At 68.3% G+C, this 23,269-nt stretch carries 18 protein-coding genes; 12 read left to right on the top strand and 6 right to left on the bottom strand.

The window, feature by feature from the left end:
* Window positions 1-771: 771 nt before the first annotated feature.
* The 4 genes from pdhA to MXA07_RS18115 all read left to right on the top strand — a co-directional run bounded on the left by pdhA (window position 772) and on the right by MXA07_RS18115 (window position 6,955).
* The gene (gene pdhA, locus MXA07_RS18130) at window positions 772-1,920 is read left to right on the top strand and encodes a pyruvate dehydrogenase (acetyl-transferring) E1 component subunit alpha (RefSeq protein ID WP_247729995.1); all 1,149 of its coding nucleotides are present in this window, start codon (window positions 772-774) and stop codon (window positions 1,918-1,920) included.
* Window positions 1,917-3,014 (top strand): alpha-ketoacid dehydrogenase subunit beta, encoded by a 1,098-nt coding sequence (locus tag MXA07_RS18125; protein ID WP_247729994.1) that lies wholly within the window; start codon window positions 1,917-1,919, stop codon window positions 3,012-3,014. Before pdhA ends, MXA07_RS18125 begins: the two co-directional genes overlap by 4 nt.
* 302 nt (window positions 3,015-3,316) lie before the next feature.
* Window positions 3,317-5,317: a hypothetical protein gene (locus tag MXA07_RS18120; RefSeq protein WP_247729993.1), complete on the top strand. Its 2,001-nt coding sequence runs from the start codon at window positions 3,317-3,319 to the stop codon at window positions 5,315-5,317.
* 84 nt (window positions 5,318-5,401) lie between these two features.
* A complete protein-coding gene (locus MXA07_RS18115; protein WP_247729992.1) occupies window positions 5,402-6,955 on the top strand; it encodes a sensor histidine kinase in 1,554 nt (517 codons plus the stop codon).
* 6 nt (window positions 6,956-6,961) lie between these two features.
* Here MXA07_RS18115 and MXA07_RS18110 read toward each other — a convergent pair whose 3' ends face one another.
* Window positions 6,962-7,318 carry a VOC family protein gene (locus MXA07_RS18110; RefSeq protein WP_247729991.1) on the bottom strand — a complete coding sequence of 119 codons (357 nt, stop codon included), beginning with the start codon at window positions 7,316-7,318 and terminating at the stop codon, window positions 6,962-6,964.
* Between the two features lie 240 nt (window positions 7,319-7,558).
* Between MXA07_RS18110 and MXA07_RS18105 the strand changes: the two genes are divergently transcribed.
* Window positions 7,559-9,154: an acetolactate synthase large subunit gene (locus tag MXA07_RS18105; RefSeq protein WP_247729990.1), complete on the top strand. Its 1,596-nt coding sequence runs from the start codon at window positions 7,559-7,561 to the stop codon at window positions 9,152-9,154.
* Between the two features lie 96 nt (window positions 9,155-9,250).
* Here MXA07_RS18105 and MXA07_RS18100 read toward each other — a convergent pair whose 3' ends face one another.
* Window positions 9,251-9,817: a hypothetical protein gene (locus tag MXA07_RS18100; protein ID WP_247729989.1), complete on the bottom strand. Its 567-nt coding sequence runs from the start codon at window positions 9,815-9,817 to the stop codon at window positions 9,251-9,253.
* Between the two features lie 349 nt (window positions 9,818-10,166).
* Between MXA07_RS18100 and MXA07_RS18095 the strand changes: the two genes are divergently transcribed.
* The 4 genes from MXA07_RS18095 (at window position 10,167) to MXA07_RS18080 (ending at window position 13,877) form a co-directional block, all read left to right on the top strand.
* Window positions 10,167-10,835 (top strand): helix-turn-helix domain-containing protein, encoded by a 669-nt coding sequence (locus tag MXA07_RS18095; RefSeq protein ID WP_247729988.1) that lies wholly within the window; start codon window positions 10,167-10,169, stop codon window positions 10,833-10,835.
* Between the two features lie 87 nt (window positions 10,836-10,922).
* Window positions 10,923-11,222 (top strand): DUF7344 domain-containing protein, encoded by a 300-nt coding sequence (locus tag MXA07_RS18090; protein ID WP_247729987.1) that lies wholly within the window; start codon window positions 10,923-10,925, stop codon window positions 11,220-11,222.
* Between the two features lie 167 nt (window positions 11,223-11,389).
* The gene (locus tag MXA07_RS18085) at window positions 11,390-12,532 is read left to right on the top strand and encodes an MBL fold metallo-hydrolase (RefSeq protein ID WP_247729986.1); all 1,143 of its coding nucleotides are present in this window, start codon (window positions 11,390-11,392) and stop codon (window positions 12,530-12,532) included.
* 550 nt (window positions 12,533-13,082) lie between these two features.
* Window positions 13,083-13,877 carry a hypothetical protein gene (locus tag MXA07_RS18080; protein ID WP_247729985.1) on the top strand — a complete coding sequence of 265 codons (795 nt, stop codon included), beginning with the start codon at window positions 13,083-13,085 and terminating at the stop codon, window positions 13,875-13,877.
* Between the two features lie 200 nt (window positions 13,878-14,077).
* Here the strand turns inward: MXA07_RS18080 and MXA07_RS18075 are convergent, their stop codons facing one another.
* The 4 genes from MXA07_RS18075 to thsB form a co-directional block, all read right to left on the bottom strand.
* The gene (locus MXA07_RS18075; protein ID WP_247729984.1) at window positions 14,078-14,410 is read right to left on the bottom strand and encodes a nuclear transport factor 2 family protein; all 333 of its coding nucleotides are present in this window, start codon (window positions 14,408-14,410) and stop codon (window positions 14,078-14,080) included.
* Between the two features lie 113 nt (window positions 14,411-14,523).
* Entirely contained in the window at window positions 14,524-15,543 is a 1,020-nt protein-coding gene (locus MXA07_RS18070) for a phosphotransferase family protein (RefSeq protein ID WP_247729983.1), read from the bottom strand.
* Window positions 15,544-15,649: 106 nt separating this feature from the next.
* Window positions 15,650-17,563 (bottom strand): ABC transporter ATP-binding protein, encoded by a 1,914-nt coding sequence (locus tag MXA07_RS18065; protein ID WP_247729982.1) that lies wholly within the window; start codon window positions 17,561-17,563, stop codon window positions 15,650-15,652.
* 319 nt (window positions 17,564-17,882) lie between these two features.
* Window positions 17,883-19,556 (bottom strand): thermosome subunit beta, encoded by a 1,674-nt coding sequence (thsB, locus tag MXA07_RS18060; RefSeq protein WP_247729981.1) that lies wholly within the window; start codon window positions 19,554-19,556, stop codon window positions 17,883-17,885.
* Window positions 19,557-19,858: 302 nt separating this feature from the next.
* Here thsB and MXA07_RS18055 point away from each other — a divergent pair, with 302 nt between their 5' ends.
* The 3 genes from MXA07_RS18055 to MXA07_RS18045 all read left to right on the top strand — a co-directional run bounded on the left by MXA07_RS18055 (window position 19,859) and on the right by MXA07_RS18045 (window position 23,252).
* Entirely contained in the window at window positions 19,859-20,791 is a 933-nt protein-coding gene (locus MXA07_RS18055; RefSeq protein WP_247729980.1) for an NAD-dependent epimerase/dehydratase family protein, read from the top strand.
* A gap of 122 nt (window positions 20,792-20,913) precedes the next feature.
* Window positions 20,914-22,047, top strand: a complete 1,134-nt coding sequence (locus MXA07_RS18050; protein WP_247729979.1) for a lysylphosphatidylglycerol synthase transmembrane domain-containing protein — start codon at window positions 20,914-20,916, stop codon at window positions 22,045-22,047.
* A 23-nt stretch (window positions 22,048-22,070) separates the two neighbouring features.
* Window positions 22,071-23,252 (top strand): alpha-1 4-glucan-protein synthase, encoded by a 1,182-nt coding sequence (locus MXA07_RS18045; protein ID WP_247729978.1) that lies wholly within the window; start codon window positions 22,071-22,073, stop codon window positions 23,250-23,252.
* The last annotated feature ends 17 nt before the right edge of the window (window positions 23,253-23,269 follow it).

Genomic DNA, 23,269 nt, shown 5'->3' with positions numbered 1-23,269 from the left:
CCGTCGGTCGCCTCCCCCGGTCAACGATCTCCGGCTGGCGCTCTGAATGCGGGATGACGCCGTCGGCCCGTTTGAACGCACCTTGCAACGGTCAGGGTCGTGTTCCTTCCAGTACGTCCGCGTACGGTTGGGTGGTCCGGGCGACCGACCGGACCGGAGACCGCTGAGCGACCGGGGCGCGGACCGACGGGCGCATCGTCCGCCCCGATCGGTGTCGATCCGGGGCGGACGGCCCACTCGTTCGCGGGTCGATTCCGTCCGATACTCGACGCCGAGTGAAGTTATTCGTTACCACATGGTACATCGCCTCCGTCGTCAGACGGTCCGTTCCACGGATGCACAGCGTCGGCGAGTTGACATAGGAATTTCTACAGAATATCCTATTCGATCCGCGTTCAGTCGACAATCGTGTGGTTATTCGGCACAGTCGGATCGGAACTGTCGGAGATTGCGGTGTGCCAACGTAACTCACGAAGAATTATGTACGACCCTCCCTTTTTTGCTGGTATGGCGTCCGCCTGCCAGTCCGAAACGCGTTCGTCCGCCAAGCAGCCTAAACGGCGCGTAGCGACAATGAACTGGCTTATTCGTTTTACATTTTGATCGGCGGACACCCGTCCCGGCTCGGTGACACCGACGCCGAGGCGATCTCGTCCGTTCCCCGGATTCCGTAGCCAGCGGGACCGGGCCGGCGTTCGCACCCGCCAGCCGCGCTGGTGCGCTGCATAGCTGTAACAATTCGAACACGAACGACGCGAACCCACGAAACCGATGAGCATATACGACGACCCGCAACCGACGACCTATCCCGAACCGACCAGTCCGCCCGACGACGTGGTGCAGATCCTGAGCACCGACGGCACGCTCCTGCCGGGTGCCGAACGACCGGATCTCACCGACGAGGAACTGCTCGAGATGTACGAAGCGCTCGTCCTCGCCCGGCGATTCGACGAACGGGCGACCGGCCTGCAGCGCCAGGGGCGCATCTCGACGTACGCCCCCATGCACGGCCAGGAGGGCTCGCAGGTGGCGACCAGCTTCGCCCTGGACGAGGCGGACTGGCTCGTCCCGACCTACCGGGACCACGCCGCCAAGCACGGCCACGGTCGGTCGTACGAGGCGCTGCTCTCGCACCTGGCCGGCTACCGCGAGGGCTACGCCGTCCCGGACGACGTCAACGTCCTGCCGGAGTACATCCCGATCGGGACGCAGGTGCCCCAGGCGATGGGACTGGCCTGGGGCTTTTCGATGCAGGGCGAACACGAGCGCGCCGTCTGCTGTCACTTCGGCGACGGCGCCACGTCGACCGGCGACTTCCACGAGGGGCTGAACTTCGCCTCGGTCTTCGACGTCCCCGCGGTCTTCGTCTGTAACAACAACCAGTGGGCCATCTCCATGCCGTTCGAGGACCAGACCGCCACGGAGACGGTCGCCGAGAAGGCCGCCGCCTACGACGTCGAGGGGGTTCGCGTCGACGGCACCGACCCGCTCGCGGTCTACGCCGTCACGCGGGCGGCGCTGCAGAAGGCCAAACACCCCGCCCAGGGCGAGCGCCGGCCCACGCTCATCGAATCCTGCCAGTACCGTCTCGGGCCGCACTCGACCGCCGACGACCCCTCCGCCTACCGCGACGAGGACGACGGCGAGGACTGGGCCGATCGCGATCCGCTCGAGCGCCTGGAGCGCTACCTCTATCACGAGGACATCCTCGACGAGGAGCGCGAGGCGGCGATCAGCGAAGGCGTCGAGGCGTGCCTGGAGACGGCCGTCGAGCGCGCCGAGGCGACGGAGACGGATCCGACGCGGATCGTCGAACACGTCTACGAGGAACCGACCGAGCGCCTGCGCGAACAGCTGGCCGACCTCGAGGCCCTGCGCGAGCGCCACGGCGACGAGGCCTTCGCGGAGGTGGGTGAATGAGCACGACGAGCGACGTCGGCGACGAGGCCACCGCCGGCGACGAGGCGACCGACGACGGTTCGCCCGCAGCGGCGGCGACCGGCGTCGTCGATCCGACCGACTACGACGGGCCGACCGAGTCGCTCTCCCTCGTCGAAGCGGTGCGCGAGGGGCTTTCGGACGAACTCGCTCGCGACGACCGCGTCGTCGTCCTCGGCGAGGACGTGGGGACCAACGGCGGCGTCTTCCGCGCCACGGAACACTTACAGGACGAGTTCGGCCCCGATCGCGTGATCGACACGCCGCTCGCGGAGTCGGCGATCGTCGGCTCGGCGATCGGTCTCGCGATGTCGGGCATGCGCCCCGTCGCGGAGATGCAGTTCATGGGCTTCGCCTCGCCCGCCTACGACCAGCTCGTCAGCCACGCGGCCCGGATGCGCAGCCGGACCCACGGTCAGTACACGGTGCCGATGGTCGTGCGCATGCCCTACGGCGGCGGCATCGCCGCGCCGGAGCACCACTCCGAGTCCCGCGAGGCCGCGCTGGTCCACGAACCCGGCCTGAAGGTCGTCACGCCGAGTACGCCCGCCGACGCGAAGGGGCTGCTCACCGCGGCGATTCGCGACCCCGACCCCGTGATCGTCCTCGAACCAAAGCGCCTCTACCGGGCCATTCGCGAGGACGTCCCCGACGATCCCTACGAGGTGCCCATCGGCGAGGCGTCGGTTCGCCGCGAGGGCGCGGACGTCTCGCTGTTCACCTGGGGCGCGAGCACGCAACCCGCACTCGCCGTCGCGGAAGATCTGGCCGCCGAGAACGGGATCGACGTGGAGGTCGTCGACCTGCGGAGCCTCTCGCCGCTGGACCTCGAGACGATCGCCGACTCCGTGCGGAAGACGGGCCGGGCCGTCGTCGTCCACGAGGCGCCCAAGTCGGCCGGCGTCGGCGCCGAGGTCGTGGCGACGATCAACGAGGAGGCGCTGTACCACCTGAAGGCGCCGGTCACCCGCGTGACCGGCTTCGACGCGCCCGTCCCGTTGCACACGCTCGAGGACTTCTACCTCCCGCAGGCGCTCCGCATTCGCGAGGGCGTGCTGGAGACGGTCGAGGCGTAACGCACTCGTCGAGAGCGGGCGGTCGTCCGCGATCGCTACTCCCGCGTCCGTGAACCGGCGTCCCGGCGATCACCGAGTGAGCCGTCTTCGTACAGCGCGATACTTTCTCCCGCCAGCGGGTCCGTCTATACCCGCAGCGCTGTGCATCCGCGGGAGGGTGCTGGAGGTAGTCGAATCCGACCGGAGCGGTTCGTTTCTCGCACGAATCGTTCGAGCAAAATACGCCAGTCAATCGCTCACACGCCTGAACCCGGACGATGGTGGCCGTCACGTCTTTACCCGTTCCAGCCGTGTGTTCGGCGATGGTCGACATCGACGTCGTCGACACCGCGATACGCGCGACGGACGCGGCGGGAAATCGTGCGACCGTCGATACCAGCGGGTGGGACCGACTCGACGACGCGGCGGACCTGGCCGAACCGGTCGACACCAGGGTGACGGGGCGGGCGAACGAACTCTCGTTTCCGTGGGTCCACACCTGGGTGTGGACCCTCGACGACGGCCAACGGACGTTCCTCACCAAGCTCACCGACGAGCGGACCGAGCGCCAGCTCGACCCGGGCGCCTATCACGTGACGTTCGACGACGCGATCCAGGTGGTGATCGAATTCGACGGCGAGGCGACGATCTCGCGTCGGGCGGACCGGACCGTCACCGTGTCGTTTCCCCAGCCGACGGTCGTCACGATCGGCTTCCGGTCGCTGGTCGACGTTCCCGAACACACCGTTACGGTCCCGCGGACCCCCGAAGGCGTCGGGCGAGCGCTCTCGTCCTTCGCGGTCGCTCGACGGGTGGACGGAGCGTCGCTCTCGTCGCCGATCGGGCGCGGACACCCGCCCCGGATCCGGTTCGGGGACGGGACAGACATTCCGGAGGCGGTTCGTTCGTCGATGGGCGAGACGGGCGTCGAACTCCGCGTTCCAGATCGCCTCGACGTGATGTTTCCGCTCGCCTCGCTGGCGTTCTACCTCGGGGCGTCCGTGACCGTCACGGACGGTGACGACGCGGTACTCCGAGTGCCGTCGGTCGGTGTCGACCGACGGCTGGGCCCGACCGCGCAATTCCAGCACGAGGCGGCGGCCCTGCTCCAGCGCGTCGTCTCCCTCGACACGCTCGTTCACCTGGCCGCCCAGCAGGCTGACCTCGCCGAACTCCACGCGTTCGAGACGCTCGACCTCGACGTGGAACACCTGAACGACGCGAGCCTGGCCGAGCGTCTCGGACTGTACCTCGACCCGGACCTGGCGTACGATCGGCTGGAGCCGGTGTTGCCGCCGTGGCACTACACGATGTACGTCGACCCGAGCGACGAGCACGTCCCCTCGCTCTCGTCGCTCGCGCACCGCTTGGCGCGCATCTATCTGCCGAGCGCCGTCGAAGGGACCGGCCGCGTCGGGCCGACACCCGGCGGGGTCCCCGATCACGACGGTGACAGCGGCCAGTTCACCGGCTGGCTGGGTCCAGGGGAGCCCACGGGGCCGTTCCTCTCTCGACCCGCAGCGTACGAGAACCGCGCGGCGTACGTCGACGATCGCAGCACTGGGCGGGTTGCCCTCGTCGTCACCGACGACCGCCGATCGGCGGTCGTCGAGGCCGCTAGCGAGGTCTACCGCGACCGAGCGGCGTACCCGACCGAGGTCGACGTGTACGAACGCGCCACCGTCGCCGACCTCCGGGAAGCGGTCGAAACCCGTCGCGAGTTCGTCCACTACGTCGGCGAACTGGACGGCTCGGCGTTCGCCTGCGCCGACGGAACGCTGTCGCCGGCGGCGGTGAACTGGCTCGGCCGAACGGTCCTGCTCGACGCGCCCAACTCGCTGCCGGCGGCCGCGGCACTCGTCGACCGTGGCGCGGTGGCGGCGATCGCCCTCCGTGGGGACGACGTGCTGGCGCCCGACGCGCGGCGCCTCCTGCTGGAACTGCTGGGCGGCGGGATGGCGGTCGATCACGCGGTTCGATTCGTTCGCCGGTATCTCGGCGCGACGGACGATCTCGTCGCCGTCGGCGACGGACTGTGCCAGGTCGGCCACACCACCGATCTCTACGTCCTCGCCTATCGGATCGACGACCGCGGCGATGGGACCTTCTCCCTCGCAGGTGATGCCCACTACCCCGACGCAGGCCTACTGTGGTCGCCGGACTTCGAGGGTGCGCAGGCGAACCTCGTGGGCAATCCGGGCGACGTCGTCGTCGACGCGAGCGACCTCCGGACGCTGGTCGCGGACTCGTCGCCGGCCGTCATCGTCTACGACGGCGAGTGCTACTGGACGGACGACCTCGAACCGTTCTACCCGGCCGCGTGAGCGATCGAGCGCGCAACGCGATCGCGGTGTCAGCGCTCGTGCCACAACGGTGATATGCGACCGGGCCGTCTATTCGCCAGCCAGATGGCGAGCACGACCGACGCCTCGGAGCCGCTCTACGAGTTCGTCACCCAGTTGGAGGTGGCCGAGCAGCGCCGCGAGGTCTACGAACTCGCCGTCGACTGGGTCGCCGACGTGCTGGGATACCAGGACTGCGCCGTCCTCGTCGTCGAGGACGGCCGATTCGTCCCGAAAGCGGCGCGTGCGACGTCCCTCCAGCCGGACGTGACCCCGCTGGGCGCCGACGAAGGCGTCGCCGGCCTGACCCGCCGAACCGGCGAGTCCCGGGTGGTAAACGGCCTGTCGAGCGATTCGACGGCCCGGCCGACGGACGCCGACTACTGCTCGGTGCTGTCGGTCCCCGTCGGATCGGACGGCGTCTTCCAGCTCCTGTCCGCCGAGGTCGACGCCTTCGAGGAGGCGGACTGCGAGATCGTCGAACGAGTCGCCACGCACGTCGAACGTGCGCTCGAACGGATCTCACACGCGTCGACGATCACCCGCGAACGCGACCGCTTCGCCGCCCTCTTCGAGAACGTGTCGGACGCCGTCCTGGAGTACCGGGTAGCCGACGACGCGGTCCGCGTCGAGCGCGTCAACGCCGCCTTCGTCCGCCACTTCGGGTTCGAACCGGCCGAGGCGATCGATCGACGGGTCGACGACCTGCTCGTCCCCGATTCGGACGGCGCCCCGGTCGAATACCGGGCGGCGGTGAACGCGGGGGAGCGTCGTGACACGGAGGTCGTTCGCCACACCAGCGATGGCCCGCAGTCGTTTCTGCTCCGCGCCGTGCCGACCGACGCCGCGGACGGCGGCCGGGGCTATCTCATCTACACCGACATCTCGACCCTCAAAGCGCGCGAGCGAGAACTCGAGCGCCAGAACGAGCGCCTCGAGTCGTTCACCAGCATCGTGAGCCACGACCTCCGAAACCCGCTCGCCATCGCGCAGGGCTACGCGGAGATCGCCCGGGAGGACTCCGCGACCGAACACCTCTCGACGGTCGTCGAAGAACTCGATCGGATGGATCGGATGATCGAGGAACTGCTGACCCTCGCGAAGAAGGGCGAGGTCGTCGGCGAGACGCAACCGGTCGACCTGGCGGCGGCGGCACGGTCGGCCTGGAACCACGTCGAGACCGGCACCGCCGAACTCGTCGTCGAAACCGACGCCACGATCGAGGCCGACCGCCCCCGTCTCGAGGAACTGTTCGAGAACCTCTACCGAAACGCGATCGAACACGGCCTGGACGATCGGCCGGCCGCCGACGACGCCCGGGAGGCCGGTGACGCGGACGGCGGTCCGTCGCCCGGCGAGCCGGCCCTCACCGTGACGGTCGGGTCACTCGAAGCCGCCCTCGACGGCGGCTTCTTCGTCGCAGACGACGGGCGGGGAATCGAACCGGACGAGCGCGAGAACGTCCTCGAGATGGGCTTCTCGGGGGCCGGCGGGACCGGGTTCGGGCTGGGGATCGTCTCCGAGATCGCCCGCGCACACGGCTGGGACGTCGCCGTGACCGAAAGTCGGGACGGCGGCGCGCGGTTCGAGTTCGCCGGGGCTGGATCCGGTCCGGCCTGATCGTACCTAGTCCGTCGATTCGATCGAGAACGGGTTTCCCTCCGGATCGCGGCCGTCGCAGACGCGCGTTCCGGGCGCCGGCGACCGGATGTCGCCCATTTCGACGTCGCGATCCAGGAGGTACTCCCGGGCCGCGTCGACGTCGTCGACCGCGAACACGACTTTCGTGGGGTAGTCGCCGAGGTCGGCGTCCCGGCCGGCGTGTAGACAAAGGCTGCAATCGCCGGTGTCGAAGCGGACGAAGCCGTGTGCGGGGTCACCGGCGGCGATCTCGAAGTCGAAGACGCCGGTGTAAAACTCCGTCAGGCGGGTGACGTCCTCGGCGTAGCGGATCACTTCCGATACTCGGTCGAATTCGCGCATGGTTCGTTCGGCTATCTTCCGTTCGGCGGAAAAATAACCGGGTTCGTTGAACCCGACGATCCCCCTCGCGAGGCGTCCGGCCCTCCACGCGGATCCGTCCGTCGGCGGTTTGAAGGTTGCGGGTGATGGACGTGGACCTGTCATGGAGGGCATCATCGAGCTGGACAACCGGACGGCGTCCCGGGTCCGGAACCCGGACGCCGAGACCGACACCGGCCCGACGCACGGGTGTGAGTCCGCGTGAGCACCGCGTCCGATCTCCTCGTCGCCTGCCTCGAGGCGGAGGGCGTCGAGACCGTCTACGGGGTGCCCGGCGAGGAGGTGGAGGACCTGCTGTTCTCGCTCCGGGCGTCCTCGATCGCGTTCGTCCCCACCAGACACGAACAGGGGGCGGCGTTCATGGCCGACGTTCACGGCCGGGTGACCGGCGAGGCCGGCGTCTGCCTCGCGACGCTGGGCCCCGGCGCGACCAACCTGATCACGGGCGTCGCCGACGCGGAACTCGACAAGAGCCCGCTCGTCGCGATCACCGGCCAGGGCGGGCGCGAACGCCTCCACAAGGAGAGCCACCAGGCGCTCGACGTGGTCGACGTCTTCGAACCCGTCGTCACCTGGAACGCCCAGATCGCGGCGCCCGAAACCGTCCCCGAGTCCGTCCGCAAGGCGTTCAAGCTGGCGGAGTACGAGAAGCCGGGCGCGACCCACCTCGAACTGCCGGAGGACGTCGCCGCGGAGGCGGTCGAGGCGGGCTCGGTCGACGCGACGCCGATCGTCGAACCCGGACAGGTGCGCCGCCCCGATCCGGACGATGCGTCCGTCGAGCGGGCCGCGTCGGTGATCGACGCCGCCGACCGACCGATAGTCCTCGCAGGGAACGGCGCCGTCAGGACCCGCGCCGCGGACCGCCTCCGCGGGTTCGTCGACCGCCTCGAGATCCCCGTCGTCGCCACGTACATGGGCAAGGGCGCGATCTCGGACCGCGACCCGGCGTCGCTGATGACGCTCGACTCCGGCCCCGAGGGAGAGGCCGAGCGGGCGATCGAGCGCGCCGACTGCGTGATCGCGGTGGGCTACGACATCGCCGAGCACGACCCGCAAGACTGGAACCCCGACCTCGAGACGGCCATCGTCCACGTGGATCACGAACCGGCGGAGGTCTATCGCCACTACACGCCGGACGTCGAACTCGTCGCCGACGTCGGCGCCGCACTCGAGGCCGTCGGCGAGGCGCTCCCGGCCGCGGCCTGCTCGCTCTGGTGCGGCGACCGCCACATCCGCATCCTGACGGAGGCCACGTCGCCGCCCGACGCGGACGACCCGATCACCGTCCGGAACGCCCTTCCCCTGTTGCGCGAGGCGATGACCGACGCGGACGTCCTCGTCTCCGACGTCGGCAGCCACAAGATGGCCATCGCGCAGGCGTTTCCCACCTACGAGCCCAACACCTGCATCGTATCGAACGGCCTGGCGAGCATGGGGATCGCCGTCCCCGGCGCGCTCGCCGCCGATCGCGCCCTCGACGCGAACGTCGTCGCCGCGACGGGCGACGGCGGCTTCCTCATGAACGCCGCGGAGCTCGAGACGGCGACCCGCCTCGACTGCTCGTTCACGGTCGTCGTCTTCACAGACGACGATTACGGGTTGATCTCCGAGAAACAGGTCGAGCACCGCGGCGAGGCCACCGGAACGGGACTGGGGAACCCCGACTTCGTGGCGTTCGCCGAGAGCTTCGGCATCGAGGCCTACCGACCCGAGACGTGGGACGAGGTGGAATCGGCGTTCGCGGCGGCCGTGCCCTCGGAGGATCTCGCGGTGATCGACCTCCAACTGGAGTGATTCCGCCGCGATTCGAGGAGCTGCACCGATTCGAGTGCCCAGTTTCGTCTGCAGTACGCCGACCAGCCATCGAGCGGCGTCCGTGTGCTCGTATCGTCACTCCGGATCGAGCGTCGTCAGCGTGAATCCCCACGTCACGTCGACGTCGTCGTCGCTGAAGCCCTGTTCGAACGCGAACCCGTCCCCGTCGCGCGGATCGTCCGTCTCGGGGTGAGACGTGACGATATATCGCGCGGTTCTCGTCTCGCCGGGATCGGACGCCGTCGTGCTCCGCCCCCGGGCGACCGATTCGTGGGGGAGAAAGTCGGGCTCCCACCAGCCGGCCTCGGTGCGGTTGAGGAATCCCGGGGCGAACGTCTCGGCGGGAAGGAGCACGAGCCGTCGTCCCTCGGGTCCGAGGCCGACGTAGGAGCCGAAGGGCCACCCGCGCATCGAGGCGAGCAGCGATCGCTCGTCCGTGACGTTTTCGAACGTCACGCCGATCACGCCCGGATGGGTGTCGGTGCCCGGTTCGAGGACCGCGGGGCCTCGTCGATTGGGAGCGGCGCGGACGGGGACGGCGAAAAGACGCGCGGCTCGACCGGGAGCCAGCGACGGAACGTGCTGTACAGCACGGGTTTCGAGTCTGCTATCGGCGACTGGCGGCGACTCGATCGTCGCCACGGTCGCTCGCCGAGCACGCGTTCGAAACGGAGTGGACCCGGATCGACCCCAGATGTAAGTAACTGGGTCGTCTCTAGTCAGGGACGGAACTCGTCAGGTCAGATCGCTCGCCCGAGCAGCGCTCCGATGATGGAGGGGCCGATGGACGCCGTCGATCGCGTGTCGAACGCGCGAGTGCGACCATTCGCGCGGCTGGAACGCGGGGCAGCCAAGCGTCCAGTGCGTTCCGCGATACCAGCCACACCATGAGAGCCACTCACGCTTCCCGACCGTTTTCGTCCGACGCCGTCGCCCCTGGCAGCCGAATCAGCGATCGAACTGCCGTCATCCTCGCCGGGGGCCTCGGCTGATGGCGATCATCGTCGAGTTTACCCTTCCCGCCTCGTCCTTCCCGTTCGGCCGCTCGACGAGCGGTGGCGAGGGGAATCGAGTCCAGCTCGAACGCGTTATCCCCCTCCAGGATGGCCGTATCCCGTTCCTCCGGGTGACGGGTGACGACGTCGACCAGTTCGAGCGCGTCCTCAGGAACAGCGAGGTGACCGAACACGTCGAGGTGCTCACGTCGGCCGGCGACAGCGTCCTCTACTACGCGGAGTGGGACGAAGACGCGGAACCCTTCCTCGACGGGCTCGCCGAGACGGGCGGGACCATCATGGAGGCCCACGGCGACGCCGCGTGGTCGTTCACGGTCCGATTCGGGAACCACGCCGAACTCACGCAGTTTCACCGGTTCTACCAGGACGAACACTTTCCGGTCCACATCGAACGCGTCGCCCCGCTCGACGACGAGATCGGCGTCGAGTACGGGTTCGGCCTCACGCCCGACCAGCGCGAAACGCTCATCATGGCCGTCGAGAACGGCTACTTTTCGGTCCCGCGGGGGACCAAACTCGACGAGATCGCCGACGAACTCGAGATCACGCGACAGGCGGCCTCCGAACGCGTCAGACGTGGGACCGAAACCGTCCTCCGGCAGGCGCTGACGGGTCTCGCCCCGACGGACGAACCGTCGCCATAAAACGGCTTTCCATGTCGCGCGGTCGCGATCCTCCGGTCAGGGATCAACCCCGTAGCTGAAACCACTACCTGTCGACGATGGAAATAAATGAGCGATTTCACCCCTCCGGCCACGGTGACGGTCGCCGAGCGACTCGCCGCGTTCGCCCCCGCGTACGCGCGCCAGGTTCTCGAATACTTCGATCGGCGTCCGGTCCGGGCGGCGACGATCGACGAGTTGGCGCGATTCGTTCGCGCCGAGGCGGAGCCGAACGCGGACGAGACGGCCGTCAGGATCCAGCTCCACCACTCGACGCTCCCGAAACTGGCCGACGCCGACCTGATCGAGTACGACCCGGGACGGAAGACGGCGTATCGTCGCGCCGCCGCGGCGCTCTCGAGACGGTAGTGCAGGGTACTCGCGGACCGAACGATTTCAGTCGGGGGCCGACGTGAAATTCCCTCGACGAACCGGGCTGTCCAGGGTGGCGATCGAACCGGCCGGCGCGACGGATCGAACCGGTTCGAAATCCGACGGGCACGTCCAGTTTTGCGCCTCGACGTGGTCCGTCCACCATGGTCACGACGATCTCTCCCGATCGCTTGAAGCAACTGCTTGACAGCGGCGAGGACTTCACGTTGCTCGACACTCGCCCGGAAGCGAGCTACGAGTCCTGGCACGTCCGCGGCGCGCAGAACTACCCCTTCGGGACGGACGAGGAACTCGACGGCCAGCCGGAGGAGATCGAGGAACTCGTCGGCGAGGACGACCGCGTCGTCACGATCTGTGCGAAGGGGCTCTCCTCGGGCAACCTCGCCACGCAACTCGCCGAGGCGCTGGAGGATCGGGACGTCAACGCCGTCGACGGCGGGATGAAGGCCTGGAGCGGCGTCTACGACCACGTCGGGATCGACCTCGGTGAGTCCGCCCGCGCGGTCCAGCTTCAGCGCCGCGCCAAGGGCTGTCTCTCCTACGTCGTTGGCTGTGCGGAGACGGGTGCGGCCGTCGCCGTCGACCCGACCGAGGATACCGACGAGGCCAAAGCCGCGGCCGCGGAGGGCGACCTGACGATCTCGGCCGTGATCGACACGCACGTCCACGCCGATCACGTCTCCGGCGGCCGACGGCTCGCCGACGACCTCGACGTTCCCTATTACCTGAGCGAGCGCGCCGCGGACCGCGATCTCGACCTGGCATTCGAGGGACTCGGGCGGAACGAGACGATCGAAGTGGGCGATCTCACGGTGAAGGCGCTGTACACGCCGGGCCACACGAGCGAGATGCTCTCGGTCCTCGTCGGCGACGCGGCCGTGGTGACGGCGGACACCCTGCACGTGAACGCGGTGGGCCGGACCGAACTGGAGTTTGGTGAGGGAAACGGGGATGAGGGTGCGCGGATGCTCTTCGAATCGATCCACCGGACGCTGCTGGCCGAACCCGACTCCCTGACCGTCCTCCCGGGCCACGTCACGGTGACGGTGGAGGGCGAGTTCGAGGTGGGCGCTCCAGGTGAACCGATAACAACGACAATCCACGACGCTCGAACCGGCATCGACGTCCTCCAACTCGACGAGGGGGCGTTCGTCGAGCGGCTGGCCGACCCCGGCGAGGAACCCGCCAACTACGAGGACATCATCGAACTCAACCGCGGCGTCCGCGAGCTGGCGCCCGAGGAGCGAACCGAACTCGAACTCGGGCCGAACAACTGTTCGGCCTGACGCGGGTGGAGACGCGGCGCGACGGGGTCCGATCGGACCCGGATGACGCCGTAGGCGTACGGCGATCCCGTCCCGGTGAGAGATCGGAAACGCGGTGCGGGTGGGGCGGTCGGCCGATCGCCCGACGTTACGGTACCTCCGGAACCACCGCCTGGCGTCGTGGCTTCTCCTCGCACTCGTCTCAGGCGGTCTACGCCGGTGGTAAACTGTTATTTGGCGACGGTACGATCGTCGGCGGCGGGCCTCGGAACCGCGTCCGGGACGACATACGCTCTGCTCGTCGTTCTTATTCGAGGTCGGTTCGACTTACTGACGGTATCCGTCACGACGAGCGGTTGCCGCGGTGACGTCGTCGGGCCGTGCTCGAACGCGTCGGTCGATTACGGGCCGGCCACCGAAGCGCTCTCGACCGACGCGCCGTCGAATCTCCCACCTTCGACGGTCGATCGTTCTAAACGGATGGTCAAATGAACTCCAATGAATTTCATTCTCATTTATTTTTAGAAAAATTAATTCTCCGTCCCGTTACCGTCGGTGGTGGGTTGTGAAAATGACCGATGAAACGCCAACCCCGGATGACCGAGACGAAATCACGGACGTCAGCCGCCGATCCGTCCTCCGCAGCGTCGGGGTCGGTGCGGGCGCTTCGATCGTCGGCGGACTCGCCTCGTCGACCGGCGTCGGTGGCGCAGCGGCCGCCGAATCGAGCGCGGAACTGTCGTCCAGCCGCACGCGAACGCTCGCCCGGACGGCGCTCGCGTCTCGACGGGTGACGGCGCTCGCCACCGCGTTCGAATCGGGCGGGTTCGACGCGGCCGACGAACGGGCGCGTGCCTACCGCGTCGAAACCGACGATCGCCGCCTCGCTGAACGGGACCCGGTCATGACGGTGATCCCGTTCGAGCCCACGCGTGCACGGTCTGACGAGGGCATCGGCCTGGCGTACGCCCTGCTGGCCGACTCGCGAACCGGCTACGACGTCGAGGGGCTACTCGGACTCACCGTCGAACGCGACCGCCGACCCACGATCCACGGCGGGCGAGACGTCGTCGTCTCCCTCTGGGGCGCCGACGGCGAGGTGACTACCATCGCCGATCGGCGCGTGTCGACCAGTGAACTCGCGGCGACGACCGACCCTGACTGGTGTGAAATCTGTGAGGAGGCCATGACGGCCGTCTGCGACGTGGTCGGTGACGGCGAGGAGATCTGTTCGATCGTCTGTCCCGGCGCACCGTGCACCACGATCTGCTCGATCATCCTCGGGTTCATCACCGACCTCGCCTGCGGCGACGATCCGACGTCGCTCTGCGAGGAATTCGGTGTCTGTGACGGGCGAGGACGGTGACCGTCTGCGGTCACGACGAACACGTCACTCGCTCCCCCGGTGATACGAGCGGTTCGGCCCGTCGCGGCTGTGGCGCTGCGGCGAGGGGCTGGGCAGTCCTCGGGCGGCCAGCGGCGTGCGGGACTGCTTGACGGGACGATCCGTCAACCGCTTCGAACGCAGCTTCCGAAGGCGAATCGCCGACCTGCCGCCCGGCCCCCTCAGCGCGTGTAGGTATCGAGCCGCGTTATCCGGCCGTGTTCGAACCTGAAGACGTCCGCGAATTCGACGACCGGTTCGCCGTCGGCGTCGAGCAGCCGGCCCCGCCCGGTCACGCGATCGTCGGCGCCGAAGACGTCTAGCAGGTCGTGACGCGTGTCCGTCATCGGCCGGTCCTCGCGCATGAACCGGACAAAGGCGTCGCGTCCCTCGAACGTTCGGTCCGGGCGGCGCTGCACGAACGACGGCGCGAGGAGCGCCTCGAGCTCGCCGTACTCGCGGGCGTCGAGGGCGTCGTAGTAGCGCCTGGCGAGGGCGACGGAGTCGGCGACCATACGCGGACGCTTCGAACGGCCGCCCTAAACAGTCGACGAATCGAGCCGCACTGATCCTTCCCCGTTCACCGCGCGGATGGACGACCAGTTCGTCCGTTCGGACGGCGGCATCCCTAGCGGTCCAGCACGGCTTCGATCTCGGCGGCCACCGCCGCGCCGCGGCGCTCGTACTCCTCGCTCCCGGGCTCGTACCAGATCGGGAGGGCGCCGACGGATCGCCCGAGCGCGAGCAACCGGTACAGGTCTCGCGCGGGGACGTCCGGTCCGAACGGGAGCGGCTCGTACAGTGCCCGTCGGACCGGGCCCGGATCCGACAGGTACCGCGTCAGCAGGTACTCGGCGTTGACGGCCATGAACGCCCGCGGGGCGAGTCTCGCGCGTTCGAGGTCGAGGACGCCCGTGATCGCCTCCATCGGGTCCGCGTCCGCGGCGGGCGGATCGCCGGTCGCCGTCCGGATGTTCTCCGGCGAGAAGTCCGTGAGGACGACCGCCGGCGCGGGCTCGCTGGGCAGTCGATCGCGGTGCTCGCGAAGGTATTCCGGAACCGCGGGTGCGATCGCGGCGATCGCGTCGTGGGTCGCCGGTTCGTCGTAGAGCCGGTCGGCGTAGTCGAGCGCGAACGTCGGCCAGTCCTCGAACGCGGCGACGGCTCGGGGCGACTCCCCCGCCGTCTCGAGCGAGCGAATCATCCCGTAGCCGTCGGCCGCGGCGGCCGGCACCCGCCCGCACGCCGCGACGACCGCCCCGACGGCCCGCGCCGCCCCCGGCGAGACGTCCCGGTACCCCGTCGCGAGCGGTTCGCCAGGCCGGTACTCGAGGACCACGAACGGCGGGCCGTCCGCCGGGTCCGGTTCGAAGGCGTAGACCGTCGGCACCGGCACCGACGTGAATCTCGCGAGCAGTCGGCAGGCGGCGACGCCGGCCCTGACGTCATCGGCCTCGGAGAACGTCGCGAACTTGACGGCGACGGCGGGCCGGGCGGTTCCGTCGTGGCCGACCACGAACACGTCGTTGAACCCGGCGTCGACCGGTTCGATCGCCCACTCTGCCGGGACCGTGTCGGACAGCGCGGGGACGGAACCGCGCGTGAGGACTCGGCGAACGGTGTCACGCGCGACCCGACCGGAATCCATGCCCGATGGTGGTCGACGTCGGTTCAAAAGGATTCGTTCGGAGCCCGGCGCGATCGCGGTCCGATCCCCGCGGGGGTCGTCGCGTCTCGGCTCCCGCTTCGCGCGGTCAGTCGTCCGACAACTCCGCCGGTTCGTCGATCTGGCCGGCCTGCACGTTCCAGAGGGCGGCGTACCGGCCGCCCGCCTCGAGCAGTCCCTCGTGGTCGCCGCGCTCGACGACCTCGCCCTCCTCGAGCACGAGGATCGTATCCGCGTCGCGGATCGTAGAGAGTCGGTGGGCGATGGCGAGCGTCGTGCGGTCCTCGGTCAGGCGCTCGATCGAGCGCTGGATGGCGAGCTCGGTCTCGGTGTCGACCGCGCTGGTCGCCTCGTCGAGGACGAGGATCGGCGGGTCCTGCAGGACGGTGCGGGCGATGGCGATGCGCTGGCGCTGCCCGCCGGAGAGCTTCACGCCGCGCTCGCCCACGCGCGTCTCGTAGCCGGCCTCCAGTCCCTGGATGAACTCGTGGGCTTCGGCGGCTCTCGCCGCCTCGCGGACGGCATCCATCGAGGCGTCCTGGCTCCCGTAGCGGATGTTGTCGGCGATCGTTCCGTCGAAGAGGAACGTCTCCTGGCCGACGTAGCCGGTGGCCTTCCGGAGATCTTCGAGTTTCACGTCCCGGAGGTCGTGGCCGTCGACGCGGATTTCGCCCTCGTCGACGTCGTAGAGGCGCAGGAGGAGCTTCAACATGGTGGACTTGCCGGCGCCGGTCGGCCCCACCAGCGCGACCATCTCGCCGGCTTCGGCGGTGAACGAGACGTCGTCGATCACGGTTTCGGCCTGGTGGTCCGCATCGGCGAGGACGTCCTCGTAGGCGAACGAGACGCCGTCGTACTCGACGCGGCCGTCGGGGTCGGGTAGCGAGACCGAGTCCGCCCGATCCTGGATCGCGACCGGGATGTCCATCAACCCGAAGATTCGCTCGCTCGAGGCCTTGGCGTTCTCGTACTGGTCGACGATGTTCGAGACCTCCGCGAGCGGGTCGACGATCCGCTGGGTCAGCATCAGGAAGACGACGAAGTCGCCGACCGACAGCGTCCCCGTGAGCGGGCCCGGCGCCGTCCCGGTGGTGAGCCAGAGCCCGCCGACGAGGAAGGTCGCGGCGAAGGAGATCCCCGCCAGCAGTTCCATCCCCGGCCGGTAGAGGTAGGACAGTTTGAGGACGTCCATCGTCCGCTGAAAGAGGTTCATCGAGGCGTCGCTGACGCGGCCGACTTCGTAGTCCTCGTTCGCGGTCGTCTTCGTCAGTTCCATCCCGGCGATCGAGTTCTCCAGCCGGGTGTTGAGGCGGGCGACGGCCGAGCGCTGGCGGACGTACCGGGGCTCGATCACCTTCATGAACCAGATCGTAAAGCCGACCATCACCGGGACGGCGACCAGCGTGATGAGCGCCAGCTGCCAGTTCAGGTAGAAGAGGACGCCGGCGATGCCCAGCACCATCACGATCAGGCGCAGCGAGTTCATCAGCGCGTCGTCGAGAAACCGTTCCAGGTTCTGCGTGTCGTTGTTGAGCACCGCCATTACCTCGCCGGTCTGCTTGTCGTCGAAGAAGGTCTGGTCGAGCCGTTGCATCTTCCGGAAGCTGTCGACCCGCACGGTGTGCATCACGCCGTGGGCGAACAGGTTGGCCGTCACGCCGTAGATCCAGGTGAAGGCCGCGGTCACGACGAACGCGACCGCGATGGCCGTCACCGAGAACCAGAACTGCGGCAGCTGCTGGGTCGGGAGCAACGCGTCCGGCACCACCGGGAGCGAAAACTCGCCGGCCCGCTCCGGCGGCGGGAAGACCGCGTCGATCGCCGTCCCGAGCACCACCGGCGCGACGAGGCTGGCCATCCGCGCGACGAAGTTCGCGATCATTCCGGCCGAAAACCAGCCCAGACGGTCCGTCCCGTACGCCATAAACAACCGCGTCAGCGGCCGGTCGACGCGCTCGCGATAGGCGTCGAACGGTGTCTCATCCTCGTCGTACTCGCTCACTGGCGACTCGGTTCAGTTTCGAACCGTAAAGGTCGCGCGATTTCGGCCGACGGTGCCGGAACCAGGACCAGAACAGACAATACCAAAAACGGCGACGCAGAGACTCGCGGTGGCCGCGAGCGTGTCCGGACGGGCACGCGAGCACGGGGAAAGGCTGGTCTACCCGAGAAGATCGAACCGCGAGCGACCGGAGCGAGCGAGCGGGCCGACGACTGACCCGGAAGCGCCGTTTCACGGCGCTGGAGGGAAAGGAGAAGTGCTTTTCATCGAAGTTTTCCCGAGGGCGCGGCTTGCCGCGCCCGCAGCGGAAAAGTTCGTTTTACATCATGCCGCCCATGCCGCCGCCCATTCCGCCCATGCCGCCGCCGGGGGCGCCGCCGGGACCGCCCGCTTCGTCGTCCTCTTTGTCGGTGGAGAGGTCGCCGGCGGAGATGATGTCGTCGATCTTCAGGACGAGGTTCGCGGCCTCGGAGGCCGAGGTGACGGCCTGTTCCTTCGCGTGGGCGGGTTCGACGACGCCCGCGTCGAAGGTGTTCTCGACGTCGCCGGTCCAGGCGTTCAGGCCGGCGGTGACGTCGCCGTCGTCGTGGGCCGCGCGGAGGTCGACCAGGGTGTCGATGGAGTCGAGGCCGGCGTTCTCGGCGAGCACGCGCGGGACGAGCTCGAGCGAGTCGGCGAAGGCCTCGACGGCGAGCTGCTCGCGCCCGGAGACGGAGTCGGCGTAGTCGCGAAGGCGCGAGGCGAGTTCGACCTCGATGGCGCCGCCGCCGGCGAGCACGCGACCGTCGGAGACGGTCTGGGCGACGACGTCGAGCGCGTCGTTGACGCCGCGCTCGAGTTCGTCGACGACGTGGTCGGTCGAGCCGCGAAGCAGGAGTGTGACGCCGTGGGCGTCCTCGCCCTCGACGTAGAACAGCTCGTCCGCCTCGTCGCGGGTGACGTCACCGAAGCCGAGGTCGTCCTCGGTGGCGCTCTCGAGGTCGGAGACGATCGCGGCGTCGAGGACCTCCGAGAGGAACTCGAGGTCGGACTTCTTCGTGCGTCGGACGGCGACGATGCCCTCCTTCGCGAGGTAGTGCTGGGCGAGGTCGTCGATGCCCTTCTGGCAGAAGACGACGTCGACGCCGAGGTCGACGATGCGGTCGACCTTCTCGCGGAGCTGTTTCTCCTCGGCGTCGAGGAACTTCTGGAGCTGGCTGGGGTCGGTGACCGAGACCTCGGTGTCGACGTCGGCCTCCTCGACCTCGATGGGGTCGTTGAGCAGGAGGACGTCGGCGTCGGTGGCCTCGCGCGGCATGTCGTCGTGCGTGGGGTCCTTGTTGACGATGCCGCCGACGAGGAGGTCGGATTCGTCGACCGAGCGGCCGGCCTGCGTCTCGATGTTGAGGAACTCGAGGTCGACGACGTTCTCGCCGTCCTCGTTCTCGACGGTGACCTGGCGGACGGCCTCGACGATCAGCTGGGAGAGGTGTTCCTTGTTGAGTTCGGCGCCCTTGCCGGTCATCGAGGTTTCGGCGACCGAGCGCAGCAGGTCCTCGTCCTCGGTGTCGACTCTGGTCGCGATGTCGTCCACTTCGTCGCGGGCCTGTTCGGCGGCCATGTGGAAGCCCTTGATGATGGCCGTCGGGTGGATGTCCTGCTCGACGAGGTCCTCGGCGTTCTTGAGGAGTTCGCCCGCGATCGCGACGGCGGTCGTGGTGCCGTCGCCGGCCTCGTCCTCCTGGGTTTCGGCGACCTCGATGATCATCTCGGCCGTCGGGTTGTCGATGTCCATCTCCTGGAGGATGGTGACGCCGTCGTTCGTGATGGTGACCGAGCCCATCGAGTCGACGAGCATCTTGTCCATCCCCTTCGGGCCGAGCGTGGATTTGACCGACTCGGCGACCGCGCGCGCGGCGCTGATGTTGTACTCCTGCGCGTCCTTGTCCTTGACGCGCTGGGAGTCCTCGCTCATGACGATCATCGGCTGTCCCTGCTGCATTCGCTGACTCATAGTCAGACGATTCGTTGATTGTCCTTCTACATAAAACTACCGCAACCGTCGTCGCGGCGCTCGCGGGGGGCCGCGGTGTGCGGCCGGGAAAACCGCACGATAGCACGGGGGCGACGCGACACAGTGTGACTGTTTACCAATGTAACTCGTCCGACGAGGAATCCCATCCGGCGGTGTTTAAGTGGAACGAAAGCGGTCGTTCTGCCCCGGCGACAGGTCTGCCGGTGACGGAACCCGGGTGGTCGACCGGCTCCTCGGTGCGAGAACAGCAGCGTTATTTCCCGCCGAGAAAATGCTGAGCCATGAAACCAGCCGTGGAACGGGTCCTCGTGACGGGCGGTGCCGGCTTCGTCGGCTCGCACTTGACTCGCCGATTGCTGGCGGAGGGCGTGTCGGTCCGGGTGGTCGACGACTGTTCGAACGGCGACGCCGACCAGGTGCCGGACGCGGCCGAACTCGTCGAGACCGACCTCCGCGAACCGGACGCCCTCGACGGACTCCTATCCGACGTGGATCTGGTTGCACACCTGGCCGCGTCGAAACACGTCGACACCGACCGGCCCTACCGGCAGTTTCACGACAACACCCGCATGACGCGGACGGTGCTCGAAGCGATGGCGGACGCCGACGTCTCCGCGTTGCTCTACACCTCCTCCTCCACGGTCTACGGCGAGGCGCCGCGACCCACGCCGGAGGACTACGCGCCGCTGGAGCCGATCAGCGCCTACGGCGCGAGCAAACTCGCGGACGAATCGCTCCTCTCGGCCTCGGCGCACACGCAGGACCTGACCGTGTGGAACGTTCGGTTCGCGAACGTCGTCGGTCCGCGGCTGCGCGGGGCCGTGATTCCGGACTTCATCGAGAAACTGCGTGCGGATCCGGAGACGCTGACCATCCTCGGGGACGGCCGCCAGGAGAAGTCCTACCTCCACGTCGAGGACTGCCTGGACGCCATCGAGCACGTCGTCTCGCACACCGACGCGCCGATCAACACGTTCAACCTGGGCACCAGAACGACGACGTCCGTCGATCGGATCGCAGCCATCGTCGCCGACGAGATGGGCCTGGATCCGGCGTTCGAGTACACCGGCGGCGATCGCGGCTGGACCGGGGACGTCCCGAAGATGCGCCTCTCGATCGAGAAGCTCTCGGCCCTCGGCTGGGAGCCCGACCGCTCGAGCGACGAAGCGGTCAGGACGGCTACGCGGGAGTTGCTCGACGAAGTGCGGGAGTGAGGGTCGTGGGACGAAGCTGCTGGCGACCGGAGAGAACCGCCAGATCGTGCGTTCGACCCCCCGACCTCCGGCCACGCTCTCGTTTTAGGTGCGCTTAAATATCTGGGACGGACAGACCGAATATGGGCGTTCAGACGCCGGGAGCCGGGTCCGACCGGTCGACGCCACGCGACCGCCTGGTGCGGCTCGGTCGGCGGTACGGACCGATTCTCGGTTCGCTGCTCCTGGTCGGCGCGCTCGTCGTCGTCGCGCGGCGGCTCGGAAACGGCGCCGTGGTCGACGCGGTGGCGAGCGCCGACCCGATGGGACTGGCTCTCGCCGCCGTCGTCTACGCCGCGTCGTGGCCGCTGCGCGGGCGCCGATACGCCGATCTGCTCTCGCCGCTTTCCGCCGGCGTCGACACTGTCCTGTCGACGGCGGCCGTTTTCGTGAGTCAGGCGGCGAACCTCGTCGTTCCGGCACGCGCGGGCGATCCCGTGCGCGCCTACGTCGTAAACCGCACGTCCGACGTCCCCTACAGTGCGGGGATCGCTGCCCTCGCCGTCGAACGGCTCTTCGATCTACTCGCGATCACCGCGATCGCCTGCGGCGCCGTCGGCTGGCTCCTGCTGGGCGATGGGGCCGAACCGGCGACGCTGGTCGCCGCGACCGATCGGTCGGAGACGGTCGTCGTCGCCGCCGGAATCGTGGCACTGCTGGCGGTCGGTCTCTGTTTCGTCCTCGCACTCGTGTCGCGGACGCGTCTCGGCACGCGGGCCGGGGATTGGCTGCGGGTACGAGCAACCGGATCGACGCGGCTTGCGAGCGCGGCCGACTGGATCCGCCGGTTCGCGGGAGACGTCGGGCGAGTGATCGAACGCCCGCGAACGCTGTTCGTCGTCGGCGCGTCGAGCCTCGCGATCTGGCTCCTCGACGCCGCGACGGCCGTCCTGGTGCTGCTCGCCGTCGAACCCGACCTCGCGGGGCCGTCGGTGATCGTCGTGGGGTCGATCGCGGTGAGCGTCGGGAACCTCGCGAAGGTCCTCCCGCTCTCGCAGGGCGGGATCGGCCTCTACGAGGCGGCGTTCACCGCGATCGTGGTCGCCCTCGCGCCGATCGGCGCGGGGGCGGCGCTCGCGGCGGCCATCCTCGATCACGCGCTGAAGAACGTCCTCACGTTGTGTGGTGGTGCACTCGCCGCGTTCGGGCTCGGTCTCTCCGCCGCGGACGTCCGAACGGGTTCGGAGCCGGCCGACGGCGATCGGCACACTTTTTAGGCTCGCCTAAAAAAGTGCGAGCAATGGCACCAGATATCTGCGTTATCGTCCCCACGATCAGGGAGTACGAGTGTTTGCGTTCCTACGTGGAGAACGCCCGAACTCACGGGTTCGACGTCTCGCGCCTGCACTTCTTGCTGGTCACGGAGGACTTCTGCGAGACCGACGAGATGGAGGCGATGCTCGACGATCTCGGCGTCTCTGGCGAGGTCTTCGACGGCAGCCGGCGCGAGGCGTGGTACGCCGAGCACGGCGTCGAGCAGTTCGGTCACGTCGTCCCCGCGGCGAGTCACGCCGAGACGAGCTTCGGCCTCCTCTATATGTGGGCGAACGAGGGTTTCGAGTACGGCGTCTTCATCGACGACGACACGCTCCCGCACGAGGACGTGGACTTCTTCGGCACCCACATGACGAACCTCGCGTTCGCGGGCGAGATCGAGGAAGTGGCCTCCGACGAGAACTGGGTCAACGTCCTCTACCAGAACGCCGACGAGCACGGCCTCTATCCGCGCGGCTATCCCTACGCCGCGATGGACGAGACGGTCGAGACGGGCACGGCCGAGGTCGACGCCGGCCAGGTCGTCGCCTCGCAGGGTCTCTGGACCAACGTGCCGGACCTCGACGCGGTCCGCATCCTGATGGACGGCGACCTGCAGGGACAGGCCGAGACCAGGACGACGCGGGCGGACTTCGGCGACGACTTCGTCGCCGCGCGCGGTAACTACCTCACCGTCTGCTCGATGAACCTCGCATTCCGGCGCGAGGTGATCCCGGCGTTCTACCAGCTGCCGATGGACGACAACGCGTGGGACGTCGGCCGGTTCGACGACATCTGGTCCGGCGTCTTCCTCAAGCGAGCCTGCGACGTGCTCGGGAAACGGATCTACAACGGCGACCCGCTCTGCGAGCACAACAAGGCCCCGCGCAGCACGTTCGACGACCTCAACAACGAGGTGCCGGGGCTCGAACTCAACGAGCACCTCTGGCAGCTGATCGACGATGTGGGCGACGGCGCCGACTCCTACGCCGCCGTCTTCGAGGCGATGGGCCACGAACTCGCGCGCGGGGACTGGGACGAGTTCACGAACGGCGATTTCCTGACCCACGTCGGCGAGTACATGCTCGACTGGCTGGACTGCCTGGCGACGCTCCGGCCGTCGGCCGGTCTCGAAAACGACCGCTCGGCGGTCCTCGCGGACGATTAAATCGTCAGCTATATGGC

The sequence above is a fragment of the Halovivax limisalsi genome (assembly GCF_023093535.1).
Classification (GTDB): domain Archaea; phylum Halobacteriota; class Halobacteria; order Halobacteriales; family Natrialbaceae; genus Halovivax; species Halovivax limisalsi.
The sequence above is the reverse complement of the archived record's forward strand: the minus strand, read 5'-3'. Positions and strand labels throughout refer to the sequence as shown.

Coding starts and splice junctions, on each gene's coding strand:
- MXA07_RS18125 (WP_247729994.1), top strand. CDS start 1,917: ATGAGCACGACGAGCGACGTCGGCGACGAGGCCACCGCCGGCGACGAG.
- MXA07_RS18070 (WP_247729983.1), bottom strand. CDS start 15,543: ATGGATTCCGGTCGGGTCGCGCGTGACACCGTTCGCCGAGTCCTCACG.
- MXA07_RS18115 (WP_247729992.1), top strand. CDS start 5,402: ATGGCGAGCACGACCGACGCCTCGGAGCCGCTCTACGAGTTCGTCACC.
- MXA07_RS18090 (WP_247729987.1), top strand. CDS start 10,923: ATGAGCGATTTCACCCCTCCGGCCACGGTGACGGTCGCCGAGCGACTC.
- MXA07_RS18075 (WP_247729984.1), bottom strand. CDS start 14,410: ATGGTCGCCGACTCCGTCGCCCTCGCCAGGCGCTACTACGACGCCCTC.
- thsB (WP_247729981.1), bottom strand. CDS start 19,556: ATGAGTCAGCGAATGCAGCAGGGACAGCCGATGATCGTCATGAGCGAG.
- MXA07_RS18095 (WP_247729988.1), top strand. CDS start 10,167: ATGGCGATCATCGTCGAGTTTACCCTTCCCGCCTCGTCCTTCCCGTTC.
- MXA07_RS18080 (WP_247729985.1), top strand. CDS start 13,083: ATGACCGATGAAACGCCAACCCCGGATGACCGAGACGAAATCACGGAC.
- MXA07_RS18120 (WP_247729993.1), top strand. CDS start 3,317: ATGGTCGACATCGACGTCGTCGACACCGCGATACGCGCGACGGACGCG.
- MXA07_RS18110 (WP_247729991.1), bottom strand. CDS start 7,318: ATGCGCGAATTCGACCGAGTATCGGAAGTGATCCGCTACGCCGAGGAC.
- MXA07_RS18055 (WP_247729980.1), top strand. CDS start 19,859: ATGAAACCAGCCGTGGAACGGGTCCTCGTGACGGGCGGTGCCGGCTTC.
- MXA07_RS18050 (WP_247729979.1), top strand. CDS start 20,914: ATGGGCGTTCAGACGCCGGGAGCCGGGTCCGACCGGTCGACGCCACGC.
- pdhA (WP_247729995.1), top strand. CDS start 772: ATGAGCATATACGACGACCCGCAACCGACGACCTATCCCGAACCGACC.
- MXA07_RS18045 (WP_247729978.1), top strand. CDS start 22,071: ATGGCACCAGATATCTGCGTTATCGTCCCCACGATCAGGGAGTACGAG.
- MXA07_RS18085 (WP_247729986.1), top strand. CDS start 11,390: ATGGTCACGACGATCTCTCCCGATCGCTTGAAGCAACTGCTTGACAGC.